This is a genomic window from Puia sp. (assembly GCF_036500295.1).
In the GTDB taxonomy this organism is placed as follows: domain Bacteria; phylum Bacteroidota; class Bacteroidia; order Chitinophagales; family Chitinophagaceae; genus Puia.
Map to the genome: position 1 here is coordinate 14,125 of NZ_DASYCH010000057.1, position 22,620 is coordinate 36,744.

Sequence of the window (22,620 nt, forward strand, 5' to 3'; positions counted from 1 at the left end):
CCCCTCCGGCAGTCAAAAGCATTTTTTGACGCCGCGACTTTCATCACGCTTTTCAGTTTAAGGCATAAGGCGTAGGTCCGCCGATCGGATATTCCATCCTTCCAGCCGCAATTGCGGAGTCCGGCCGGCCAACGCGGCCACCGGGCAACTAACCTTTACCGTAATAGACTGTCCTGCCGGAATGGAGAAATAATTATCGGACCAGAAACTCGGCAGCACTTCCTCCCCACCCGCGGTCACCTGCGGGTTGACAAAAAATGCGAGCCGTGAAGAGACATTTGTAAAACGGAGCGTCCAGCCGGAATAGCCTGCTTTTTTCTCCGTTGCCTGCACTTGCGCCGTCACCCGGGCCGAAGGCATCGCGCGCAGATCGGCGAAGTCATGACCGGGGGACATCCAATAGACGTTTTGCGAGCAGGTCCTGCCTTCTTTGTCGGTCAACCGCAGCAGGACAAAGGAGATGCCTGTTGTCTGTTGCAGCACGGATCTCACCGGCAGCACTTCTCTGACGTCGGTTGTGTCGAGACTGACGACGCCTTCCTTTTTCAGCAGCGAGGTTCCGGTCATGCCGACCACTTCCACTTCATAATGCAGGCCCGGTCTCGGGATGTAGGTACGGTTGACCACCGCAACCGTCGAGTCGTCGAGGTTAAGCTGGATATGCACCGGCTCGCAGGCCCGTTGCATGAAATAATACCCGGCATTGGGTTCGAGATACCAGTCGTACACCTGCCAGACTACGCTGGGAAAGGCCGCGTTGAGCTTCCAGAGCATGACGCCGCCGGTCTCATTCAATTTATGTCCGGCCGCCTCGAAGATGCCCCGGTAGCCGCCTGCATTCAACAGCTGCATCTTTTCGGAAAAATCGCGGATGCTGACAGGCTTGCCAAAGCGATCGAGCATGGCCTTATAATAGGTGTCGTAGTGTCCGTTTCCCGTGCAGGCATCGTGATACCCCCAGGTATCGTTCAGCGGATAGGGCAGGCCGTTATCCGGAACCAGGTTGGGAATGATCTTCGCGAGTGTGTTGTACGGCGGTTGGGAGGGGATGCCCGTTTCGTCTTTAAAGACCCAATCCCTGCCGGCATCGACGAGCCGGTAATATTGTGCATCATCCTGCCAGGAGTATGGGCCGCCGCTATAGACACCCGCCGGCCGGTCATCGGGCCAGGAGCCCTTCCAGTCCTTTGGCGCCCGGGAGAAACCCGAAGAGCAGGGGATAAACGGCCGGGTACCGTCGAGATGGGCGACATTGTCGCGCATGGCATTGTAGAGTTCGGCCCGCGCATGTCCTTCGTTGCCCCCTGTCCAGACCAGTAGGCTGGGATGGTTGCGGATGCGATAGATGGTGCTGATGACGTTGCTGACAAAGACCCGGCTTTGGAGGGGCCAGTCCGCCGAACCCTTAAAGCCGCCGTTGGTATCCCCCGTGATCCAGAAGTCCTGCCAGACCAGCAGTCCATAGCGATCGGCCAATTCGTAGAAGTCATCGGTCTCGCCCAGACCGCCGCCCCAGATACGAACCAGGTTGACATTGGCGTTGCGGCAAAGGCGAAGCTCATAATCATATCGCTGATAGTCGCGGTTGAGCATCATATCGGGAACCCAGGCGCCACCCACCAGGTGGACCCGTCGCCCGTTGACAAAGAAATCCCGGCGTACCCAGCCGTTGACCGTAGTCGTGGCGGTGCTGACGGTGCGAACGCCAAAGACAAAAGAAGTGTCATCTGAGACACCGCCGCCATCCGCAAATTTCAGGCGAACGCGATACAGCCAGGGCTGTCCATAGCCATTAGGCCACCACAGCCGGGGATGATGCATCACCAGGGCAGGGATCTCCCCCGCGGACAAATGGATGGTCTTTACGCCGCCTGCGTCGATCATCGCTTTCGTCGTAAAGGCGATGGGTGCCCCGGCAAAATTCTCAGGCGTGATGGTCACCTCAACCTGTCCCTGTCGCGCCCGGGATTCATTATTCGTCAGCGTCAACTCAAGGTCCAGCCGGGCGATCCCCGTATCCGGCAGATTGGGCAACGTCGTAACGATCCGAGGCCGGCTGATCACCACCGCACCCGTCGTCCGCAGATATACCGGTTGCCAGATGCCGATATTGCGGTCCCGCACCGCGGGTATCCAGTCCCAGCCCACCGAGCTGAGCATGGTCACATTCTTGCCGATATCCCCGGTAGGTCCGCCGTTCTCATAAAAATCCTCCAGCGCCTTTAGCTGCGGCGTCGCCGGTTCGCCCGGGACATCGAGCGGGTATATTTTTACGGCAAGCGCATTCTCCTCCCCGGCATGGATCGCCGCGCTTGCGTCCAGATCAAACTCTTCGAACATCCCCACCATCTTTGCCGAATCCGCCAGAAGCCGGCCATTCAGCCAGACTTCCGCCCGGTAGTTGATGCCTTTGAAGATGAGCTGAAAATGCCGCCCCTTGTCGGTGCCCGGAACGGAAAACGTCGTCCGGTACCAGTACGGCTTCTTCCAGGGATTGGGTTCACCGGGCAGGAAGCTGTATTGCTCCAGATGATATTCCCGGTTAAACGTATCGGAAGCATCGGGGATCAGCATATTGTTCATCCCCGTATAAGGATCGGGATAGATCTTATTGGCCACGAGCCCGGTCAAAACGGTAGACGGCACGGTCACGGGGAACCAGTAATTGGCGGGTAGGTAATGGATGGACGAGAGGGAGTCCCCGCCGGCCCGCACCACCGCTGAAGATTGCAGGGTAAACCGGGTGAGCTTTACCTGGCTCACCGGCTGTGCCCGCAGAAGCGCCGGCAGCAGAAGCGCCGGCAGCAGAAAAGCACACATGGCAGTTGTTTGCAGGAGCCTGCGCCTGCAGCCGTTTAACATGAGCAATCGTTTTTGGCGTCTTAATTACCTCCCATGTCCGTATTACTGACAAAGGCAATTCTTTTTCCATCGGGTGACCAGGATGGAGTATTGATAGTACCCTGACCGCCGTAGATATAGGCGAGGACCTTCGGCGTTCCCTTGCCATCGATCGGCAGCAGCCGGAGATACACGTGCTTGTACGGCGGATGTATACCCGCGGGCGTTTCTTCGGGCAGGAAAGAAAGGTAGACGAACCATTTCCCGTCGGGCGAGATATGCGCAAACCAGTTGTCGAACCCGTCATTCGTCACCTGCTCCTGACCGCTGCCGTCGGGCTTCATGCGCCAGATCTGCATCAGGCCGCTGCGAACGGAATTGAAATAGATGTACTGCCCGTCAGGGGTGTATTCAGGTCCATCGTCAAGTCCCTTTGAGTCCGTCAGCCGGATCTCTTTTCCGCCGGCGGCGGGAACCTTATAGACATCGAACTCCCCGTTCCGCTCCCCGCAAAAGACGAGGTCCTTTCCGTCGGGGGACCAGCCATGAAGATAGGAGGGTCCCTTGGGCGTAATCTGTTTGGGCGTTCCTCCGGCTAGTGGGACCGTATAGATGATGGAACCGCCGAGGTCTCTTACAAAATTGCTAAGCCCCAACATTTTGCCGTCAAAGGAAAGGACATGGTCGTTATTATTGCTGGTCACCGACCCGGTATTGACGCGGGATGGCTTCCGGCTGGCCAGGTCGAAATTGTAGATGGTCCCTTTCGAGTCATTGAAGATGAGACTTTTCCCATCGGGTGTCCAGTTTGGCGCCTGGATCGAATAAGGAACGGTATAAATCACTTCCCGCTGTCCGGAAGCAATCTCCATCAGCTCGAGTCTGCTGCCAAGGGTCATTTGGGTCCGTTCATCAGATTGTCCTTTCAACGGCACCGTGATGCTGACATTGCTGAAAACCCCGGTTTCAAGAACATCCGAGTTGTGCGAGCCTACAAAAAGCCCGACATAGACCTCATCCCCCAGGTCGATGCCCGAGATGGTATCGGTCTCGAAAGGCTCCCCATAGATCGCGGCCCGCATGATGTATTGGTTTCCTTTTCTTTCCAGCTGAAGGATGTTGGCCTTGGTCATTTTCAGCTTATGTTCTTCTGTCTGCGCGCCGGCCGTCCGACGAAACTGCAGGGAGGTAAGTCCATCTCCATGCTCCACGGCATTGACATGCGGGGAGTTGCCATCCAGACTCTTGCGCACCATCCAACCCACTTTCCGGTGATAATTGACCCAGGTACCCAGAAACTCAGCCCGGGTGTAGAGGATGAAATCCCCCTTCATCTTTTTCCAGACGTACTGAAATTCGTCATGATCGGCCCAGACGTTGTAGCCCGCGCCGGTGATAACGTATTGCCCCGTGGCCGGGATGAACGTAGCCGAACCGGGTTTGACATTGATTCCGACATCGCCATGACCTTCAAAGATGCCCACGGACTGGGCAGCGGCCGGGACGGCGGAGAAGGCGAAAAAGGATGCAAGCAGTAGTAAGGCGTTAGACAATTTCATATGACAAATTTATGGTTGGATTGCTCAAATGTCCAGTTTTCGACTACATCTATACTACATCATACCCTAATATCTCCTTTGGGACTAAAGCAATTGCCACATCATCACCACATCAAAGGAGGATGGCCCCGGAAACCGGTACTTCTTTTCTGGGCGGTATCCCTATCTTTATGCCCGAAGTAGATCATGCCATATGTCACCCGAATACGAACCCTGATGACCCTCCTTTTAGGATGTATAGCAGGGGTCAGCCTGGCGCAAAACACCATCGGTATCCCGGAAATCGTCAACTACCCCCGGGATGTTTATGGTGCGGGCACTCAGAACCGGGGAATTGTTCAGGACCGGAACGGCATCCTCTATTTTGCGAACTATCAGGGTCTCCTGAGCTTTGACGGCAACTATTGGAAGAACTACCCCCTGCCTAACAAGACCGTCGTCCGGTCCATCGCTCTTGGTAAAGATAATCGCATCTATGCGGGCGGCCAGGACGATTTCGGCTATTTCTCCCCCGATAAGACGGGAAGACTGGTATTTACCTCGCTAAAAAGCCTCCTGTCGGAGAAGAACAATTCGTTTTCCGATATCTGGTTTATCGTTCCTTCCGGTAATGATGTCTTCTTTATGTCGCGGGAGGCGATCTTCCAGCTCAATAATAAGACGATCACGGTGTACCCCGCGGTTTCGGAATGGCGATTCCTGGGGGAAAGCAATCATCAGCTGATCGCCCAGGACGGAAAGAACGGGCTGCTGGAGTTTCGGGACGGCTTATGGACGCCGTTTATCAGGGAAAGCGCTTTGCCCGCCAGCTACCTGGCAACCTGCCTGTTCCCATTCGGTAAGGATAGCAGTTTTTTGGGAACGGTGAACACCGGCTTCTACATCCTGGCCAACAATACCATCACTCCTTTCCGGTTTGCCGGGCTAAATCCTTTTAACAACGAACGGATACTCACCGCCATCGCGGTCAACAAGGACTGGCTGGCGATCGGAACAAACCTTGACGGAACCTATATCGTCAATAAGCAGGGAGAAATGATCCAGAATCTTTCCCGGAAGGAGGGGCTCCAGAATAATAATGTCCTGATGCTTTTTCTCGATCGCAACAAGAATCTCTGGATAGGCCTTGACAACGGGATCGATTTTGTGGCCTATAACAACGCCATCAAACATATCTATCCCGAAAAGCTGAACGAAGGACTGGGTTATTGTTCCATAATATACAATAAGGAGTTGTTCGTCGGCACGTCCAACGGCCTTTATTCCCTGCCGGTTGATGATCGGCAGGATCTTAGCTTTCTGCGCGGTGAGTTTCGGAGCATCCCGGGAACAAAGGGTTCCACCTGGGGATTGAGCGATATTAACGGCGCCCTGCTGCTCGGGCATCACGATGGCGCCTTCGAGATCAAAAACGACCGGCTTCTGCCGATCGACACCAGCCGGGCCTACTGGACCTTTCTGCCGTTCTCCAACGTCCTGCCGTCTGCCCTCGTATTGGGGGGCAACGGGGTCGGCATCGATCTGCTCCAGTATGCCAATGGCCATTTTCACCCCGAAGGAAATCTGCCCGGCTATTCGGCTTCCTCGCAGTTTATCGCTCTCGACAATAACCGGAACATCTGGGTAGCCCATCCCTATCGGGGAGTGTACCGGGTAGATATGAACGAGATGGGACACCCGAAGGTGAAGTTGTACACGGAGAAAAACGGCCTGCCCTCCTATCTGAAGAACCATCTGTTCAAGGTGAAGAACCATATCGTCATCGCAACGGAGAAGGGCGTCTATGAATACAATCCCCGGCAGGACTCTTTTGAGCTTTCCGCCTATTTCAAGGATTTCTTTGGCGAACGCAATATCCGGGCGCTGAAAGAAGATGCCGCGGGGAATATCTGGTTCATCGAAGACAACAGCCTGGGGGTGATCGATCTCTCCGGCCCCAGACCGGAAACGATCTATTTTCCCGAGCTGAGCGGCAAACTCGTGGCCGATTATGAACACATCAACCCCTACGACAAGTACAATGTCTTCGTCGGGGCGGAGAAGGGTTTTTATCACATCAACTACGAGGAATACAAAAAGAACCACTACCCGCTGCAGGTACGGATCAGAAGCGTCCGGGCCTTCGGGCGATCCGACAGTCTGCTGTTCGGCGGTTATTTCGGCGAGGTGGACGACAGCCTGGAGCAGCCATCCTCCGCCGTGTATAGCATTTCCAATAAATGGAACTCCCTGCATTTTGAATATACAAGCCCGATGTACGCCGCACAAAACAGTATCCTGTACAGTTATTGTCTGAAGGGCTTCGACCGGGACTGGTCCGACTGGTCAAAAAAAACGGAGAAAGAATACACCAATCTTCCGGCGGGAACCTACAACTTCCAGGTCCGGTCAAAAAGCAATCTGGGCAATGAATCCGCGATCAGCAACTACAGCTTTACGATCCTGCCGCCCTGGTACCAGACCACCTGGGCCTATGGCTTTTACAGCCTCCTACTCGCCGGCATTCTTTGCCTGTTATATTTCTGGCAACGGCGCATCTTCCGGCAACAGCAGAAAAAACATGAGGAAGAGCAGGCACGGCTTCAATATCTGCACCAGCTGGAGCTGGAAAAATCCGAGAAGGAGATCGTCAAGCTGAAAAATGAAAAGCTCGAGGCGGAGATAGAGCATAAGAACACCGAGCTGGCTTCAACGGCGATGCATCTTGTGCAGAAGGGGGAGCTGTTGAGCAATATCCGGGAAGAGTTGGTCCGAATGAAAAAAGGCGCCAACGGCGAAGGTGTGGCGGCAGACGAGTTCAAGAAGATGTTGCGCATCCTCGGAGAAGAGAACAAGATGGACAAGGACTGGGAACAGTTTGCCGTCCACTTCGACAAGGTGCACAGCGATTTTCTGCAGATCCTGAAGCACTCCTATCCGGCGCTCAGCTCGCATGAGCTAAAGCTCTGCGCCTATCTGCGGATGAACCTCAGCAGCAAAGAGATTGCGCAGCTGGAGAATATTTCCGTAAGAGGGGTGGAGATCAGCCGCTATCGCCTGCGCAAAAAACTGAAGATCTCCACCGAAACAAACTTATTCGATTTCCTGATGGCGTTGCACGCAATGGGCAAGGCCCCAGGCCCGGTCTGAGAACCGGACCTTCCATTTACACCAGGTTCTGCCGGATATAGGTAATGCTCTTTGTGATGCTGTCGAAGGGGGAACCGGGACATTGGTCCTGCTCTACAAAGAAATACTTCATCCCGGCCTTGGCTTTCGCGGCAAAGATCCGTTTGAAGTCAACGGTGCCGCTGCCTACCTCCGTGAAAGAGTGCTTCGGCGTATTATCCATGTCCTTCAAATGCCAGAGGGGGAAGCGGCCGGGATGGGCGTCGAAAAGCTTCACCGGATCCTTCCCGGCCTTCGTCGCCCAGTAGAGGTCCAGCTCCATTTTTACCAATTGAGGATCGGTCTCGCTGAGCAATACCTCATACCCGGATTTCCCGCTTTGGGGATCGAACTCGAAATCGTGGTTGTGATGGCAGAACTGGATACCGGCCTTCTTACATTTTTCTCCGGCTACATTAAATTCGGCAGCCATCTTCTTATAATGGTCGAGCCCCCCGCGCTCCTTGGGCGACAACCAGGCGCAGATCATATATTGTAATCCCAGCGAATGAGCATCTGCCACGGCCTTGTCCCAGTCGTGGAGGATGGTTCCCTTATATTCACCGTTTGTGAGCGTCGCCCCCGAGCTATCCTCTCCCAGCCGGTAATGACAGCTTCGCATGACCAGGCCGTTGTTTTTCAGCACCCCCGCAAAGGTCTTGGGGTCCATTCCATAAAAGTTCTCTTTCCCGTCGTTGTAGGTGGCCCCTTCCAGCGAGTTATAGCCGATCTGCGCCACTTTGGCAAGAGTACCTTTTGGGTCTTTGGCCATAAAGTCCCGCACCGTATACAACTGTAGTCCGATTACCGGGCCGGCCGAAAGAAAAGAAGGGATTGCCGGCGCCGCCAGGATACCGGCGGAATAAAGTGCGGAGGTCTTAAGGAAGGATCTTCTCGTGTGCATGGTTGGAGTCGTTTTAATATGACAGAATTCGTTGCAGGTTTAAAATTATGCTTTCTCCTGTATTTTTCACTACATCATTACTACATCAGGCCCCGGAACCGGCGCATGGCTGCGATATAAATTGTAACTTTTGGGAAATTGGGCCATATGAATTTTCTCGCTTTTCTTACCAGTCTGATGCTTCTGGGGGGCGATCACCCCACCCTGCCTATCGGCGCCACTGCCCCTAATTTCTCCCTGCCGGGTGTCGATGGCAAGACCTATAGCCTGGCCTCCTTTAAGGATGCCCGGGTGCTGGTGGTGGTTTTTACCTGTAACCACTGCCCCACCGCCCAGGCTTATGAGGACCGGCTCATCCAACTGACAAAAGAATATAAGAGCAAAGGCGTCGCCGTCGTGGCGATCATGCCCAACGACCCTCAGTCCATCCGGCTGGACGAGTTGGGTTATACCGATATGGGCGACAGCTTTAACGAGATGAAGCGTCGCGCCGCGGAAAAACATTTCAATTTCCCCTATCTCTACGATGGCAAGACGGAGGCCGTCTCGTTGAAATATGGCCCTATCGCCACCCCGCATGTCTTCATTTTCGATAAGGCCCGGAAGCTTCGGTATAGCGGCCGGGTCGACGATGTGGAGAAGCCGACAAAAACTCCAAACACGCGGGACACCCGCAACGCGATCGAGGCATTGCTGAACAATAAGCAAGTCCCTGTGACGACGACAAAAGTCTTTGGCTGTTCGATCAAATGGGCGGAGAAAAGCGATTGGATCGCAAAAGCCAAAGAAGAGTGGGCAAAAGAGCCGGTAAAGCTGGAGACCATCACGGCCGATGGCATCCGGGAGCTGATCCGCAACAAGACCGAAAAGCTGCGGCTGATCAATGTCTGGGCCACCTGGTGCGGACCCTGTGTGGCGGAGTTTCCGGACTTCGTAGACATCAACCGGATGTATCGCCGCCGGGATTTCGAGTTTATCAGTATCAGCGCCGACGAACCGGCCAAGCGAAATAAAGCCTTGCAGTTTCTGCAAAAGTCCCAGGCCAGCGCCACGAACTATATTTTCAATATCGACGACAAGTACAAGCTGATCGAGGCTATCGACCCCAAATGGCAGGGCGCGCTACCGTATACCCTGGTTGTCGAGCCGGGCGGAAAGATCATTTACGCGAAAGAGGGGCCGATAAACGCCGCGGCCTTAAAGAAGCTGATCGTCGATGATCCGGCGATCGGCAGATATTATTGAGGGAGAATTTTTTCTTTTATTAAAAAAATTTCTCATCTTTACCCCTCAATCTCCGGGAATATGACCTGTTAAGTCTCGATCTGTCTCCATTGCAGATCGCCATCTCCACTCCTCTCCTCTGATGGGTTACTGCCCAACACGCCTTCTATTTTTTTACCTTCAAGTACAGACTTTATCATGTCATCTTCGCAACCTAATCAAAAAGGGAAAACCCTTTCTACCATAGCGCTTGTCCTGCGTCAATCCCTCTCGGGCGAACACCAGGATTTTACTTCGGGCAGCATCCGGCGTGCCGTTATTCTTTTATCGATCCCCATGATCCTCGAGCAGTGCATGGAATCGGTATTTGCCATTGTCGATATCTTTTTTGTCGGCCGGCTTGGCCAGGATGCCGTCACCACCGTCGGCCTGACGGAATCGGTGCTCACCCTTGTCTATTCCGTGGCCATCGGGCTTAGTATGGCAGCCACGGCCATGGTGGCCCGGCGCATCGGCGAAAAAGATCGCGAAGGGGCTTCACGCGCTGCCGCCCAGTCCATTATAATCAGTCTTGTCCTTACCGTGGTGATCAGCGTGGCGGGCAGCCTGCTGGCGCCGCATATTCTCCGCATCATGGGCGCGATCCCCTCGACGATCGCGGCCGGCGCCACGTATACGCGCCTGGTCTTTGCCAGCGTCATCGTGATCATGCTGCTCTATCTGATCAACGGCATCTTCCGCGGCGCCGGCAACGCCGCCATGGCGATGTGGTCCCTCTGGATCGCCAACGGCTGTAATGTCGTGCTCTGCCCGATCCTCGTGCATTTCTACGGACTGCCCGGCGCCGCCATGGCCACCATCATCGGCAGAGGTATCGGGGTCTGTTATCAACTGTTCTATCTCCTCCGGGGAAGCGGGGTGATCCGCTTTATCCGCAGTCATTTCCGGCCGGATGGCGTCATTATCCGCGGACTGACGAAGATCGCCTGGACGGGTACGACACAGTTTCTCATCGGTTCGGCTTCGTGGATCGTGATGACAAGGATCATTGCCAGCTTCAACGATACGGCCGCTACCGCGGGTTACCAGGTGTCCATCCGCATCCTGCTTTTCTTCCTCCTGCCCGCATGGGGGATGAGCAATGCCGCCGCCACCCTCGTGGGGCAGAATCTCGGGGCCGGCCTGCCCGACCGGGCGGAACAGTCGGTGCGCACGGCTTCCATCTACAATGCCGGGTTCATGCTGGTCGTCACCCTGCTTTTTCTCTTTGCCGCCTCGCCGATCGTAAAAGTCATCAATCCGGACCCGGCAGTGGAGGAATTTGCCATCAAAGTTTTACATATTGTTAGTATTGGATATGTCTTTTATGGGGTCGGAATGGTCCTTACCAATGCCTTTAACGGCGCCGGAGACACGCGAACCCCTACGGTTATCAATCTTTTCTGCTGCTGGGCCTTTCAAATCCCACTTGCGTGGACCCTGGCCATCGGGTTGAAACTGGGTCCGAAAGGGGTGTTTTGGGCCATCCTCATCACGGAAACGGCCATTTCCATCGTCAGTTTTATCATTTTTCGCCGGGGCCGGTGGAAGCGGGTAAAGGTGTAAGGGTATGCCTTTAAATTGTGGAAAAGTCCTGTAGGACACAATAAAAAATATATCGTAATAGACTCTTGCACAATCAGAAAATAGATAATATTTTAGTTTCCCCTCCGTTAATAACTCCGTTCGGGCACCGCTAAAAAGTGCCCGGCCAGATTTAATCCGGAGTAAAAACCTTTGAAACATGCGTCGCAGTCTATTTCATCCTGGCTTCTTGTGCGTCTTGGTCGCATTTGTTTTACCGGCAGGTATTGCAAGAGCCGGTGGTCCCGTCAAAACCAAAAGTTCAGCGAAAGCGGCGGCTTTTGCCGTCGAGGTGAACAATCTCTACCAGGCATTCGATCTGGAGGAGGTTGGGCTTAATAAAAAAGCTTTTGAATACGCCCTTAAGGGATATTATTATCTGCTGGAACATCACTGGCTGAACAAGACAAATATCCTGTCCATCTGCGACATGAGTCAGTCCTCCCGGAATAAACGGTTCTATGTGCTGGACCTTGACCAGAAGAAGGTGCTGGTGAATACCTATGTGGCGCATGGCCGCAACTCCGGTCAGGAGTTTGCCCGGTCCTTCTCCAACAGTCCTTCCTCTCACAAGAGCAGTCTTGGTTTTTATATCACCCAGGGAACCTATTATGGCAACAACGGGTTTTCCTTAAAGATCAGAGGGATGGAACGGGGCTTCAACGACAGGGCCAGCGGCAGGAATATCGTTGTGCATGGAAGCCAGTATGTCGGCCCGGACTTTTTGGATATGAACCGGTTTTGCGGCAGAAGCTATGGTTGCCCCGCGGTTCCGGCAGACGAATCGGAAATGATCATCGACCTTATAAAAGAAGGATCCTGTTTATTTATCTATCACCCAACCAAAAAATACATCACCAGAAGCAAGATACTTAACGGCTAGCATGGACGCATACTTCAGATGGTTTGAAGGTGAAAAAGCCCCCATTGGTTCGTACCCTATGGTAGGGCTTTTCTTTTTGACTTAACCGGCAAGGTCCCGATCAGAATTGCCACCCTATATATTGCGTGAGCAGGCCGACAATCACTCCGGCCCAGATCTCGAAAGAGGTATGTTCGGAAAGGATCAGGCGCGAAGTACAGACAATCCCTGTCAACAAAAGCGCAATGGCCACATACAGGCCCGAACCGTAATCATCATTGAAAGCAAACAGACAAAAGAACATCGTTGCACCGGCCAGCGCGATCGCATGCATGCTGACCTTGAAATAGATATTGCAGATCCAGGCGCCGCACACCGCCAGAAAAGTGCCAAGCAGGAAATGGACGGCCAGTGCAGGGGTATCGGGAAGGCGTTTAAACACCAGCCAGGTCCACCAATAAAAGATCATCGCTATCAGGTAAGGACCGATCCTTTCCTTTTCATTGCGCAGCATAGGTGACTTGATCAGCTGCAACCGCCAAAGCAAAAAGACGGCAAACAAAGGCAGAAAGGTATTGCAAAGGACGACCGTCATCAGCCGCATCACTTTTTGTTTTTGCTCGAAGCCTGCAAAAGCATAGGGATGAACAAAAATGATAAAGGCCATCACATAGGCGCTGATGAACAGCGGGTGAAAGACGATCGAGAAAAAATGCGCTAACGCTCTTTTGATCATAGTTCCTTCCTCAGTCTTGCGACGGGAATGTTTAATTGTTCGCGGTATTTGGCAACAGTGCGGCGGGCGATATTATATCCTTTCTCCTGCAACAGCTCGGTCAGCTTCTCATCGCTGAGGGGCTTCTTCTTGCTTTCGCCCTCGATGAGATCGCTGAGTATCTTCTTTACTTCCCTTGTCGAAACCTCTTCCCCGCTGTCCGTACTGAGTGATTCGCTGAAGAAAAATTTAAGCCGGTACGTCCCGAATTCCGTTTGGACGAATTTGCTGTTGGCCACCCGGCTTACCGTGGAGATATCCAGGGCTGTCCGTTCGGCAATATCTTTTAGGATCATGGGTCGCAGCGTCGTTTCATCCCCGGTGAGGAAAAAGTCGTGCTGGTAGTCCATGATCGTATGCATCGTATTATAAAGGGTCTGCTGCCGCTGCTTGATCGCATCGATAAACCATTTCGCGGCATCGATCTTCTGCTTGATGAACAAAACGGCCTCTTTCTGCCGCTTGTCCTTCTTGCTCCCCCGGTCATATTCCTTTAGCATCTCCTTATACCCCTCGCTGATGCGCAGGTCGGGCGCGTTCTTGGAGTTCAGGGAGAGTTCCAGCTTTCCGCCGGTGTTGGTGATAAAGAAATCGGGGATCACATAGCTCTCGGCCTTGTTGACCTCCGTCACATCCCCGCCGGGTTTTGGATTCAGCTTGATGATCTGGTTGATCACCTCCTTCAGCTGCTCATCGTCCAGGTTGAGACCCCGTTGGATCTTATCATAATGCTTCTTGGTAAACTCGTCGAAATAATAAGAAAGGACGTCGATCGCTATGTCGACGCTCTTACTGCTGTTCTTTTTCCGGCGTAGCTGGATAAGCAGGCATTCCTGCAGGTCGCGGGCGGCAACCCCCGCGGGATCGAAGTGTTGGATCTTCTTGATCAGCGACTCGATCTCTTCTTCGGTGGTCTCGATATTCTGCCGGAAAGCCAGGTCATCGGCGATGGAAGCCGTCTCCCGGCGCAGGTAACCATCATCATCGATGCTCCCGATGATCTGCTCGGCGATCTTCCTCGTGCGGTCATCGACGACCAGCATCCCCAATTGATCCAGCAACAGCTCATGAAACGAACTCTCCACCTTATGGGGCATTACCCGGTCCTCGTCCGCATCCGGGTAATTGTCGTCACGCAGTTTATAATCCGCTATATCGTCGTCGCCATCGTTGACATATTCGCTGATATCGATGTTCTCATATTCCGCCTCACTGCCATCCGCCTCTTCATATTCTTCCGCCGAGTCGAACTCATCCTTCAACTCCTCACTCCCATCCTCATGATCCTCCGTCACCTCCAGCGCCGGGTTCTCCTCCAGCTCTTCCTTGATCCTTTCCTCAAGGTTAGCCGTCGGCACCTGCAGCAATTTCATCAACTGAATCTGCTGCGGTGATAACTTTTGGAGTAGTTTTTGCTGTAATGATTGACTTAACGACATGTCTATCAGGGGTTTTGCTCTGCTCCTTTGACCCAATATCGGGTAAAAGGCGCGCGAACCACAAAAATCAGGCCGTAAATTTAAGGAAAAAGGAGGGACCAACCGTGCAACGAAAAAAAACTTTTCTTGTTGTATGTATCTCAATAGTTACCGCAGCTGTTAATGCCCAGTCAAGGGCGCCGTTCCCTGTGGAGAAAATTATCTTCACCCCGGCTTTCATCCCTGTTTTACACCTTTCGGTCCACCCGGCGACCCCTCCTCCCATCCCGCTTTCCCCGCGATCGATCACGCCCATCGATGGCAGCTATTATTCCAGCCATCTGGGCTTCTTCTGCAAAAAAGAGCTGGAGATTGAAAAATTCACCCGCCTGCCCCTGCATTTCCGGCTGGGATCGCTCGAATACGTCAATAGATTAGAAGGGAAATAAGCGCCGGGCACCCCCCGGGCGCAATAAGCCCCGGACGATCCGGCAGCACCCCAGGCCATCGGGATCAGGCAGCGGACGTCTTCTGCCGGGCCAGCACCTTCCTGACAGCCGCGACGATCTTCTCCCCTTTTTCCTTTGTCTGCTCTTCTGTCCAGGTCAGTCCGATCGCCGTGGAAAGACACCGGCTCATGATCTTGTCGCTGTCGGGAAACCCATCCGGCGCCAGGCCCGTCAGGGCGTTGCGCTGTTCTTCGTTGAGGTTGTTGAGTGTCGCCGCCTGCCGGAGATGATCCCACTTGCGGACGTAATGCCAGTTGTTATCAAACCAGTAGAAGTTTCCTGCCAGGCTGTTTTGTTGCCGCAGCTCGGCCACCACTGCCCGGGCGATCTCTTCCGTCGGCAGAAACCAGCTCAGGAAGGTATGGCTGTCTCCTTCGGCATCGGGGATTCGCCGGAAACCAATTTCAGCAACGGTTGAAAGTATCGCTTTCAGCGCCTGATGAGTCTTTTTCTGGATCGCCAGAAATTGATCCAGCTTCCCGATCTGCGCCAGGCCGATGGCGGCATGCAGCTCGGAGATGCGATAGTTATAGCCGATAAAGGGATGAGTGTCTGCACCGCGGTCGACGCCGGCATGGTCATGTCCATGGTCCGTATAGCCATCGCATTTCAGATAAAGTTCCTTGTCGTTCGTGATGACGGCTCCCCCTTCGCCACAGGTGACGGTTTTTACAAAGTCAAAGGAGAACGTCCCGGCATGACCGATGGTTCCCAGGGCGCGGCCCTTGTAGCTCGCCCCAAAACTCTGACAGGCGTCTTCCAACAGGATGAGGTCGTTTTCCTCACAGATCCGGGAAAGCGCGTCGAGGTCGGCCATGGCGCCGCACATATGAACGGGCATCACGCATTTGGTGCGGGGGGTGATGGCGCTGCGGACCGCATCCGGAGACAGGGTAAGCGTATCATCGATCTCCGTCAGCACGGGGATAGCCCCGACACTCAGTACGGATTCGAAGCTGGCCACAAAAGTAAACGTCGGCATGATCACCTCGTCGCCGGCACCGATGCCCAGCGCCGTGAGGGCTGTCGTCAGCGCCGATGTGCCGCTGGACGTAAGCTGCGCAAAACCGCAACCGAGCCGGGAGCAGATGGCAGCCTCCAGCTCTTTTGATTTCCAGATGCCCTTGCGCGGGCCGTCAAAGCCATACCGCATCAGGATACCGGTCTCCATGACGTCGTTGATATGTTTGCGTTCTTCAGGGCCAAAAAATTCGAAACCAGGCATATATAAAAATTTTTAGATTATTGATCGGCACCAAAGTTAGAAAAAAGCAACGGAACCGGCCGGCTTTCGACATTGTTTCGGCTGACGGCCGTGACAAAATAAAAAGGCGCCGGGCCCTTATCCTCGGCCGGCGGTTGATGAATCGTAAACCCCGCCACCTGGTCATAGGGGATAAACGCATTGGCGTGAATGGAATCGATATTCACCGTCGCCGAATCGGCCCGATAGATCGCATAGCCGCGAAGCGAGTCTTCCGTCGCCCCCTTGGACAGCCAGGCGGTGCCCGTTCGTTCCTTGCGATCATATTCGACATGAAAAAGCGGATCATGCGGCTTTGCCGAGTCGAGCCAGGGCATCGGCGGGATCAGCGCGGGATAATTGTAGTAATTGTTTTGAAGGCTGTCGCACCAGCCATAAGGGTTGCTCACAAAGCTGTTACTGCTGAAATAAACGGCGCCTTGCACTTCGGGATAGTCTCGCATCGCGCGGATCTGCCGGGGGATCTGGTTGGGGTCATGCCAGGCGGCGATCCGTTCGAAGGCCTTGTAGATGCCAAGACCGATGTAACAATGTTTGCCATAACTATGCCGCGCCCACCAGTCCAGCAGCGGGCCATAGGGCGCCCGTGGTTGATCGAAGTCGAAATAGATCTGCGGAACCACATAATCGATCCATCCCCGTTTGAGCCACAGCAGGACATCGGCATAAAGATTATCGTAGTCGGTAACCCCGCCCGAAGTTTCGCTGCCCTCGGGGTCCTGCGACCGGTTTCGCCAGATGGCAAACGGACTGACGCCGAATTTGCAATAGGGTTTTTCCTGCTTTATCGCCCTGCTGATCATCACGATCACCGAGTCCACATTGCTGCGCCGCCAATCGCCGATGGACAGCCCACCGCCATAGCGGACATAGGTGGCGTTATCGGGAAAATCCTTGCCCGGCGGACCCCCCTCGACGATATCATAGGGATAGAAATAGTCATCGAAATGCAAGCCATCGATGTCGTACCGGCGCACAAGATCCCGGATGACCATGGTGACATATTGTTGCACTTCTTTATTGCCCGGATCGAAATACAGGGTGTTCTCGAACCGGACGAACCAGCTTGGGTGTTTGCGGGTGATATGATCGGCGGCAATGGAGGACCTGCCCATCGTCTTTACAGCCCGGTAAGGATTGCACCAGGCGTGAAACTCCATGCCCCGGCGATGGGTCTCTTCGATCATAAAGGTCAGCGGATCATAGTAGGGGTCGGGCGCCTTGCCCTGGACACCCGTGAGCCATTCGCTCCAGGGTTCATAGGGTGAGGCAAAAAAAGCGTCGGCGGCAGGCCGGACCTGGACCACCAGTGCGTTCAATCCATTCCGCTTGTGCATCTCGAGCAGCCGGATGAACTCCACTTTCTGACTGTCCACGGGAAGCCCCTTCCGGGAGGGCCAGTCGATATTATCCACGGAAGCCACCCAGGCGGCGCGAAACTCATATTTGGGCGCCTTTTGAGCGGAGCAGACAAGCCCCGAAACGACCAGGAATACAAAGAAAACCGCAGACGACACCTGGCGCAGTTTATCGAGCAGCCCATTCAGCGTCTTTGTCTCTTCTTCGGACAGCTGCGTCATAAACTTGTCCGCGGACTCTTCAAAGGGATCGATCTTCTCCAGCAGTCTTTTTCCTTTTGCCGTGATCACCACGTCGACAAGCCGGCGGTCTTCGCCATTAGGCGTTTTCCGGACAAGCCCTTTTTTCAACAACCGGTCGACGATCCGGCTGGTGTCGCTCATCTTGTCGAGCATCCGCTGCCGGATCTGGAGCGTGGATAACGGCTTTCCCTCACCCCGCAGGATACGCAGGATGTTGAATTGCCGGGGCGTAATGTCCCATTCTTCGAAGATGGAGCTTATTTTTTCGGAAAGCCAGTTGTAGGTATAGATGAGATTGATCCTTGCTTTCTGGTATTCGGTGCGGAATTTCTTCTGATTTATTTCGTTTTCGAGTGCCATGCCTTACAAAGTAATGAAATTTTATTCAGGCAAAGTCTTGCGCAATTCGCATACCAGCATAAAAATTGTATAAAGATGATGGGCCTCGTGCAGGAGAAAGAACTCCACCCATTGCGACAGCTCGAACTGCCCATAGCGGGCATGCTTCCCCGTCCGGCATAGTTTGGTTTCGTCCATGCCTTCCAGTAGGGTGATCAGGGCCTGCCGGTCGGTGCGGATCTCTCCGAGCAGCCGCGACAGCGTCAGTTGCACATAGCGGGGAAATTCCGGATCGGCATCCGCAACATAACGGGAAAAAAACGGATTGTTCTCGTCCTGTATCCGCCCGAGCCGGTGCAGGAATACCGGCTGATAACAGGCCAGATGAGCGATATTCTCAAAGGCGCTCCATTTGGCGGGATCGACCCGTTGCCGGAGATGCTGCTCGGAAATATTACCGGTCAGCTCCCGGATAGTTTCGTGTTGATGACGGAGACGGGCGAGGATAGAGGCAGAAAGCGGCATATTTGTTCGGTTTAATTCTCCCAGACCTTTGTTCCCTCGCTGCAATTGGCACAGATGTCGATATTCTTCCGGCTTCCAAGCACCTGCCGTCTGAACTCGATATATTTTTCATCGTTCCACACCTCCTTAAAGGATTTTCCCTTCAGGTCGCCGAGCGGATGTTCGGCATCCTTGTCAAAGCAGCAGGGCACCACCAGTCCGTCCCAGGTGATCACCGTGGCATGCCAGAGCCGCCAGCAATGATTCTCCAGGGAGTTCTTGATAACCCGGCGGCCGTCCTTTTGCTTCCGGTAACGGCTGTATTTTTCGTTGACGGGGATCAGCCCGTTGGGGTCGTTCTCGTAATCATAAACCTGGGCTGTCTTGAACCGGACCTCATCGACGCCGGTCTCTTTTGCAAGCCGGCGGATATCTTCCAGCTGGTGCTCATTGGGCTTGACGACCAGGAACTGAAAAAAAACAAAGGGCTTCCTGCTGTTTAGTTCCTTTTTCCATTTGACGATGTTGCGGGCGCCCTCCAGCACCTTGTCCAGCCGGCCGCCGACCCGGTATTGTTCGTAGACATCCTGCGTGGTTCCGTCGATGGAAATGATCAGCCGGTCGAGCCCGCTCTCTACCGTCCGTTTTGCATTCCGGTCGTTGAGATAATGGGCATTTGTCGAGGTCGCGGTATAGATGCCCTTGGAGGAAGCATAGGCGACCATATCGAGAAAGGAAGGGTTCAGATAGGGCTCCCCCTGGAAGTAAAAGATCAGGTAGAGCAGGTCTTTGGAAAGTTGATCGAGCGTCTGGCGAAAGAAATCATTTTCCAGCATACCCGTGGGCCGGGTAAAAGCGCGCAACCCGCTGGGACATTCCGGGCACCGGAGGTTGCAGCTCGTGGTCGGCTCAAAGGAGATGGATACCGGATAGCCCCATTGAATAGCTTTTTTCGTCCATTTGCTCAGATAGTAGCTGCCCAGCACCTTCATGCCGTTAAATATCCTTCGCGCAGTGAGCTTGGACAAGAGGTTGATCGTATCGTGGCGATTAAATTCGGGCATGGAAGTATAAAAATACTAAATTATGTTTGTAACCGTTTGGGCACCCGAAGGCGCTAAAGATCACCATGGTAAAAAAGACAAAGAAGAGCAATACAGGCTGGAAGATATTCATATACACCGCCATCGCAGTCGTACTCGTTATGCTGGGTTTCGTGGGCTACGAATGGTGGCAGGAAAGAAGAGCTCATTTTGTCCGGTATGCCGAATTCGGGATCGATATCCCCGTCAACTATACCATCCATGGCGTGGATGTGTCCAAATACCAGGACGTCATCGACTGGAGCCTCGTACGGGATATGAAGGTGGGCGATGTGCAGATGAGTTTTGCCTTTATAAAAGCAACGGAAGGGCTGGGCAACGAGGACGCCTATTTCAAGCGCAACTGGAAAAAGGTGAAAGATGCGGGCCTGGCGCGGGGAGCCTATCATTTCTTCCTGGCCACCAAGAGCGGCAAGGCGCAGGCGGAGAATTTCATCAATTCCGTGGAGCTGGGGCCGGGTGATCTGCCGCCTGTACTCGACATCGAGCAGACCTATGGCATTCCAGGGGAAAAATTACGGGACCGGGCCAAGGAATGGCTGCAAACCGTACAGGACTACTATCATGTGATGCCCATCATCTATACGAATGTGGATTTCTACAAACAATACCTCAAGGATGATTTCGACGCCTATCCGCTCTGGGTGGCGCATTACCTGCAAAAAGAACGACCCAGTATTTACCGGGCCTGGGCCTTCTGGCAACACAGTGAAGCGGGCCGGGTGAACGGCATTATGACAAAAGTGGATTTCGACGTATTTAACGGAGATTCCACGGAATTCCGCAAACTCCTGATCAACTAGTCTTCCTACACCTCGTCCATTTCGCGCAGCAGCTCCTCCAGCTTGCGGATATGCCGGCCATACAACTTGTGGATATACCAGCGGTTCAGAAAATAAACGGCAACGGTGAGTCCGCCGGTAAGCGCGAACAGCAGCGACGCCATCCACACCCACGACGAGACGGGGGTCGTCCGGTTGTGAATGGTTATCTCAAAAGTTACAAAGAGACTCACCGGCACGATGAGGGTGCTGGACCAAAAGTAGAACCGGAGATATTTTTGCAGGGTCTTCAACTGTCCCGCCAGGTTGGACCGGACCTCACAGCTCACACATTGCATTTTTTTCAACAGGAGGTTCTTCCGGTAATAATACACATAAAAGAACGCGAACAGCCCGACGAACAGCCACGCCACGCCGGACATCTCGCCATTGAAAGCCAGCAAATAGAAAAGAATACAAAACCCGTAGGAAACGACCATCAGGATCACCTCCTTCCGCAGATTGCGGCGCATCCGGGCAATGGGTCCGCCCGATTGCTTTTGCAGCAACGCCAGGAGCTCCTCCCTGGAAGTCGCCGAAACCGGTGGCGTATCCTGCTCCTGCCAGATGGATTTAAGTGTTTCCAACTCCATAAACAGCCTCCTTTGTCATTTTACGTAATTTCTCTTTGATCCGGTTCATTTTTACCCGCAGATTATTCTGCGGGATACCCAGGATCTCTTCCATTTCTACATAGCTCTTGTCTTCGAGATAAAGCATCGTCAGCGCTTTCTCCACTTCCGTCAGCCGGCTGATGGCGGCATAAAGGGACTGCAATTGCTCCTCCTTTTCCGAATTGTATTGAATGTCCTGTAATTGGGTCGGCAGGCTGTCCGGGTTGATCGTGGTGATATGCCGGCGTTGTTTGCGCAGGTCGGAGATGGCCGTATTCAGGGCAATCCGGTAAAGCCAGGTGCTGAATTTCGAATCCCCCCTGAACGCCGGATAGGATCGCCAAAGCTGGATGACGATCTCCTGGAAAAGGTCTTGCCGGTCGGGCTCGGTAGCCCCATACATCCTGCAGATCTTGTAGAGGATACCGCGGTTGGTGTCCACCAGCCCGATAAAAGCGTCCTGTAGGCCCTGATTGTGCAAGTCGGGGGTTTTAACGATTTGTCGTCGAATGAACGAAATTATTACATTCGCAGCCATGAAGAAGATCTATCATCTCTCCACCTGCACCACCTGCCAGCGTATTCTGCAGGATACCGGTGCGGCGGAAAAAGGATTTGTCCTCCAGGATATCAAGACCGAAAAGATTACCGCCGCCGAACTCGACGCACTAAAGGAGAAGACCGGGTCCTATGAGGCCCTGTTCAGCCGGCGGGCTATAAAATACAAGGAATTGGGGCTGAAAGACAAGACGCTCACCGAGGCCGACTACCGCCGGCTGATCCTGGAGGAATATACTTTTCTGAAACGGCCCGTCGTCATCGCCGGGAAGAATGTGTTTGTCGGCAGCGAAAAGAAAACTCTCGAACAGTTGAAAAGATCAATTGGATGACAACAACTTCGATCCGAAAAGCCCCTGTTGCTGGACCACCCGGGTCCGGACGAGACCCGGCCTTCCCGTATAATCGCGCGCGCTGCTGAACAGGTATGCATCCGGCTGTTCGACGATCCTGTCCCTGACGGGGTTCTCATGGATATGAGCGATCCTTTCCAGCAGCATCCCGGGCTGCTTACAATCGATCCGCAGCGGGCTGCTACAGTCCTGCCAGATATGGAATCTCTCTTTTTTCTGCAGGGATTTACGATATTCCTCGAAATGCCGCAGCATCCAGTCCCGCCGGAAATCCATCTCCATTTCAATGGTTTCCAGCAGCGACCGCGTCGTATTTTTCTTGAATTCCCGCTCGAAATTGGCCGGGGCCGCAGCCTCCTTCGCCCGGACGATAAGATGCAAATGGCTGGGCATCAGACACCAGGAATAAATAGTCAGCCCCTGGGTGTCGACAAAATAATTCAATGCATCCGTGATCACCTGTTTATAAGCCGGCCGGGTAAATACGTCTATCTTGTCTACAATGTTGAAGGTCAGGAAATAACAGGAGTCCAGCGGAATTAGCGGCTTATCATTAGACAGCATGATCTCTTTTATTTTGGATTCACAAAATAATCAATGC

At 53.7% G+C, this 22,620-nt stretch carries 19 protein-coding genes; 7 read left to right on the plus strand and 12 right to left on the minus strand.

Annotated features, from left to right (window positions below; all coding sequences use genetic code 11):
- Nucleotides 1–57: 57 nt before the first annotated feature.
- Nucleotides 58–2,820 carry a glycoside hydrolase family 2 protein gene (locus VGM48_RS11535; RefSeq protein WP_331579178.1) on the minus strand — a complete coding sequence of 921 codons (2,763 nt, stop codon included), beginning with the start codon at nt 2,818–2,820 and terminating at the stop codon, nt 58–60.
- Nucleotides 2,821–2,882: 62 nt separating this feature from the next.
- Nucleotides 2,883–4,400, minus strand: a complete 1,518-nt coding sequence (locus tag VGM48_RS11540; RefSeq protein WP_331579180.1) for a biopolymer transporter TolR — start codon at nt 4,398–4,400, stop codon at nt 2,883–2,885.
- Between the two features lie 216 nt (nt 4,401–4,616).
- Between VGM48_RS11540 and VGM48_RS11545 the strand changes: the two genes are divergently transcribed.
- Nucleotides 4,617–7,529 (plus strand): ligand-binding sensor domain-containing protein, encoded by a 2,913-nt coding sequence (locus VGM48_RS11545; protein WP_331579182.1) that lies wholly within the window; start codon nt 4,617–4,619, stop codon nt 7,527–7,529.
- Between the two features lie 16 nt (nt 7,530–7,545).
- On the opposite strand, the gene VGM48_RS11550 is transcribed toward VGM48_RS11545, so the two are convergent.
- Nucleotides 7,546–8,451 (minus strand): sugar phosphate isomerase/epimerase, encoded by a 906-nt coding sequence (locus tag VGM48_RS11550; protein WP_331579184.1) that lies wholly within the window; start codon nt 8,449–8,451, stop codon nt 7,546–7,548.
- 147 nt (nt 8,452–8,598) lie between these two features.
- Between VGM48_RS11550 and VGM48_RS11555 the strand changes: the two genes are divergently transcribed.
- The 3 genes from VGM48_RS11555 (at nt 8,599) to VGM48_RS11565 (ending at nt 12,181) form a co-directional block, all read left to right on the plus strand.
- The gene (locus VGM48_RS11555) at nt 8,599–9,696 is read left to right on the plus strand and encodes a redoxin family protein (protein WP_331579186.1); all 1,098 of its coding nucleotides are present in this window, start codon (nt 8,599–8,601) and stop codon (nt 9,694–9,696) included.
- Between the two features lie 177 nt (nt 9,697–9,873).
- Nucleotides 9,874–11,280: an MATE family efflux transporter gene (locus tag VGM48_RS11560; protein ID WP_331579188.1), complete on the plus strand. Its 1,407-nt coding sequence runs from the start codon at nt 9,874–9,876 to the stop codon at nt 11,278–11,280.
- Nucleotides 11,281–11,458: 178 nt separating this feature from the next.
- Nucleotides 11,459–12,181, plus strand: coding sequence for a murein L,D-transpeptidase catalytic domain family protein (locus tag VGM48_RS11565; protein WP_331579189.1), 723 nt, complete (start codon nt 11,459–11,461; stop codon nt 12,179–12,181).
- A gap of 100 nt (nt 12,182–12,281) precedes the next feature.
- Here the strand turns inward: VGM48_RS11565 and VGM48_RS11570 are convergent, their stop codons facing one another.
- Nucleotides 12,282–12,896: a hypothetical protein gene (locus VGM48_RS11570; protein ID WP_331579191.1), complete on the minus strand. Its 615-nt coding sequence runs from the start codon at nt 12,894–12,896 to the stop codon at nt 12,282–12,284.
- Complete coding sequence (rpoN, locus tag VGM48_RS11575) at nt 12,893–14,374, minus strand: RNA polymerase factor sigma-54 (RefSeq protein ID WP_331579193.1); 1,482 nt, start codon at nt 14,372–14,374, stop codon at nt 12,893–12,895. Before rpoN ends, VGM48_RS11570 begins: the two co-directional genes overlap by 4 nt.
- A gap of 188 nt (nt 14,375–14,562) precedes the next feature.
- Here rpoN and VGM48_RS11580 point away from each other — a divergent pair, with 188 nt between their 5' ends.
- Complete coding sequence (locus VGM48_RS11580; RefSeq protein WP_331579195.1) at nt 14,563–14,802, plus strand: hypothetical protein; 240 nt, start codon at nt 14,563–14,565, stop codon at nt 14,800–14,802.
- 64 nt (nt 14,803–14,866) lie between these two features.
- Here VGM48_RS11580 and VGM48_RS11585 read toward each other — a convergent pair whose 3' ends face one another.
- Genes VGM48_RS11585 through VGM48_RS11600 form a run of 4 tightly spaced genes read right to left on the minus strand, consistent with a single transcriptional unit; the run spans nt 14,867 to nt 19,634 of the window.
- Nucleotides 14,867–16,087, minus strand: coding sequence for a DegT/DnrJ/EryC1/StrS family aminotransferase (locus VGM48_RS11585; RefSeq protein ID WP_331579197.1), 1,221 nt, complete (start codon nt 16,085–16,087; stop codon nt 14,867–14,869).
- Between the two features lie 17 nt (nt 16,088–16,104).
- The gene (locus VGM48_RS11590) at nt 16,105–18,087 is read right to left on the minus strand and encodes a family 10 glycosylhydrolase (protein WP_331579198.1); all 1,983 of its coding nucleotides are present in this window, start codon (nt 18,085–18,087) and stop codon (nt 16,105–16,107) included.
- A gap of 21 nt (nt 18,088–18,108) precedes the next feature.
- Entirely contained in the window at nt 18,109–18,591 is a 483-nt protein-coding gene (locus VGM48_RS11595) for a DinB family protein (protein WP_331579200.1), read from the minus strand.
- Between the two features lie 11 nt (nt 18,592–18,602).
- Complete coding sequence (locus VGM48_RS11600) at nt 18,603–19,634, minus strand: radical SAM/SPASM domain-containing protein (RefSeq protein ID WP_331579202.1); 1,032 nt, start codon at nt 19,632–19,634, stop codon at nt 18,603–18,605.
- A gap of 65 nt (nt 19,635–19,699) precedes the next feature.
- On the opposite strand from VGM48_RS11600, the gene VGM48_RS11605 reads away from it, so the two are divergent.
- The gene (locus VGM48_RS11605) at nt 19,700–20,476 is read left to right on the plus strand and encodes a glycoside hydrolase family 25 protein (protein WP_331579204.1); all 777 of its coding nucleotides are present in this window, start codon (nt 19,700–19,702) and stop codon (nt 20,474–20,476) included.
- 5 nt (nt 20,477–20,481) lie between these two features.
- Here VGM48_RS11605 and VGM48_RS11610 read toward each other — a convergent pair whose 3' ends face one another.
- Both VGM48_RS11610 and VGM48_RS11615 read right to left on the minus strand, forming a co-directional pair.
- Nucleotides 20,482–21,087: a hypothetical protein gene (locus VGM48_RS11610; protein ID WP_331579206.1), complete on the minus strand. Its 606-nt coding sequence runs from the start codon at nt 21,085–21,087 to the stop codon at nt 20,482–20,484.
- A complete protein-coding gene (locus VGM48_RS11615; RefSeq protein WP_331579208.1) occupies nt 21,068–21,589 on the minus strand; it encodes a sigma-70 family RNA polymerase sigma factor in 522 nt (173 codons plus the stop codon). Before VGM48_RS11615 ends, VGM48_RS11610 begins: the two co-directional genes overlap by 20 nt.
- A 55-nt stretch (nt 21,590–21,644) precedes the next feature.
- Here VGM48_RS11615 and VGM48_RS11620 point away from each other — a divergent pair, with 55 nt between their 5' ends.
- Nucleotides 21,645–21,998, plus strand: a complete 354-nt coding sequence (locus VGM48_RS11620; protein WP_331579210.1) for an arsenate reductase family protein — start codon at nt 21,645–21,647, stop codon at nt 21,996–21,998.
- On the opposite strand, the gene VGM48_RS11625 is transcribed toward VGM48_RS11620, so the two are convergent.
- Nucleotides 21,987–22,583, minus strand: a complete 597-nt coding sequence (locus VGM48_RS11625; RefSeq protein WP_331579212.1) for a transposase — start codon at nt 22,581–22,583, stop codon at nt 21,987–21,989. The two genes, VGM48_RS11620 and VGM48_RS11625, sit on opposite strands and share 12 nt — an antisense overlap.
- Nucleotides 22,584–22,620 lie beyond the last annotated feature (37 nt).

Coding starts and splice junctions, on each gene's coding strand:
- VGM48_RS11555 (WP_331579186.1), top strand. CDS start 8,599: ATGAATTTTCTCGCTTTTCTTACCAGTCTGATGCTTCTGGGGGGCGAT.
- VGM48_RS11610 (WP_331579206.1), bottom strand. CDS start 21,087: ATGGAGTTGGAAACACTTAAATCCATCTGGCAGGAGCAGGATACGCCA.
- VGM48_RS11545 (WP_331579182.1), top strand. CDS start 4,617: ATGACCCTCCTTTTAGGATGTATAGCAGGGGTCAGCCTGGCGCAAAAC.
- VGM48_RS11595 (WP_331579200.1), bottom strand. CDS start 18,591: ATGCCGCTTTCTGCCTCTATCCTCGCCCGTCTCCGTCATCAACACGAA.
- VGM48_RS11600 (WP_331579202.1), bottom strand. CDS start 19,634: ATGCCCGAATTTAATCGCCACGATACGATCAACCTCTTGTCCAAGCTC.
- VGM48_RS11625 (WP_331579212.1), bottom strand. CDS start 22,583: ATGCTGTCTAATGATAAGCCGCTAATTCCGCTGGACTCCTGTTATTTC.
- VGM48_RS11535 (WP_331579178.1), bottom strand. CDS start 2,820: ATGTGTGCTTTTCTGCTGCCGGCGCTTCTGCTGCCGGCGCTTCTGCGG.
- VGM48_RS11570 (WP_331579191.1), bottom strand. CDS start 12,896: ATGATCAAAAGAGCGTTAGCGCATTTTTTCTCGATCGTCTTTCACCCG.
- VGM48_RS11565 (WP_331579189.1), top strand. CDS start 11,459: ATGCGTCGCAGTCTATTTCATCCTGGCTTCTTGTGCGTCTTGGTCGCA.
- rpoN (WP_331579193.1), bottom strand. CDS start 14,374: ATGTCGTTAAGTCAATCATTACAGCAAAAACTACTCCAAAAGTTATCA.
- VGM48_RS11620 (WP_331579210.1), top strand. CDS start 21,645: ATGAAGAAGATCTATCATCTCTCCACCTGCACCACCTGCCAGCGTATT.
- VGM48_RS11540 (WP_331579180.1), bottom strand. CDS start 4,400: ATGAAATTGTCTAACGCCTTACTACTGCTTGCATCCTTTTTCGCCTTC.
- VGM48_RS11605 (WP_331579204.1), top strand. CDS start 19,700: ATGGTAAAAAAGACAAAGAAGAGCAATACAGGCTGGAAGATATTCATA.
- VGM48_RS11560 (WP_331579188.1), top strand. CDS start 9,874: ATGTCATCTTCGCAACCTAATCAAAAAGGGAAAACCCTTTCTACCATA.
- VGM48_RS11590 (WP_331579198.1), bottom strand. CDS start 18,087: ATGGCACTCGAAAACGAAATAAATCAGAAGAAATTCCGCACCGAATAC.
- VGM48_RS11585 (WP_331579197.1), bottom strand. CDS start 16,087: ATGCCTGGTTTCGAATTTTTTGGCCCTGAAGAACGCAAACATATCAAC.
- VGM48_RS11550 (WP_331579184.1), bottom strand. CDS start 8,451: ATGCACACGAGAAGATCCTTCCTTAAGACCTCCGCACTTTATTCCGCC.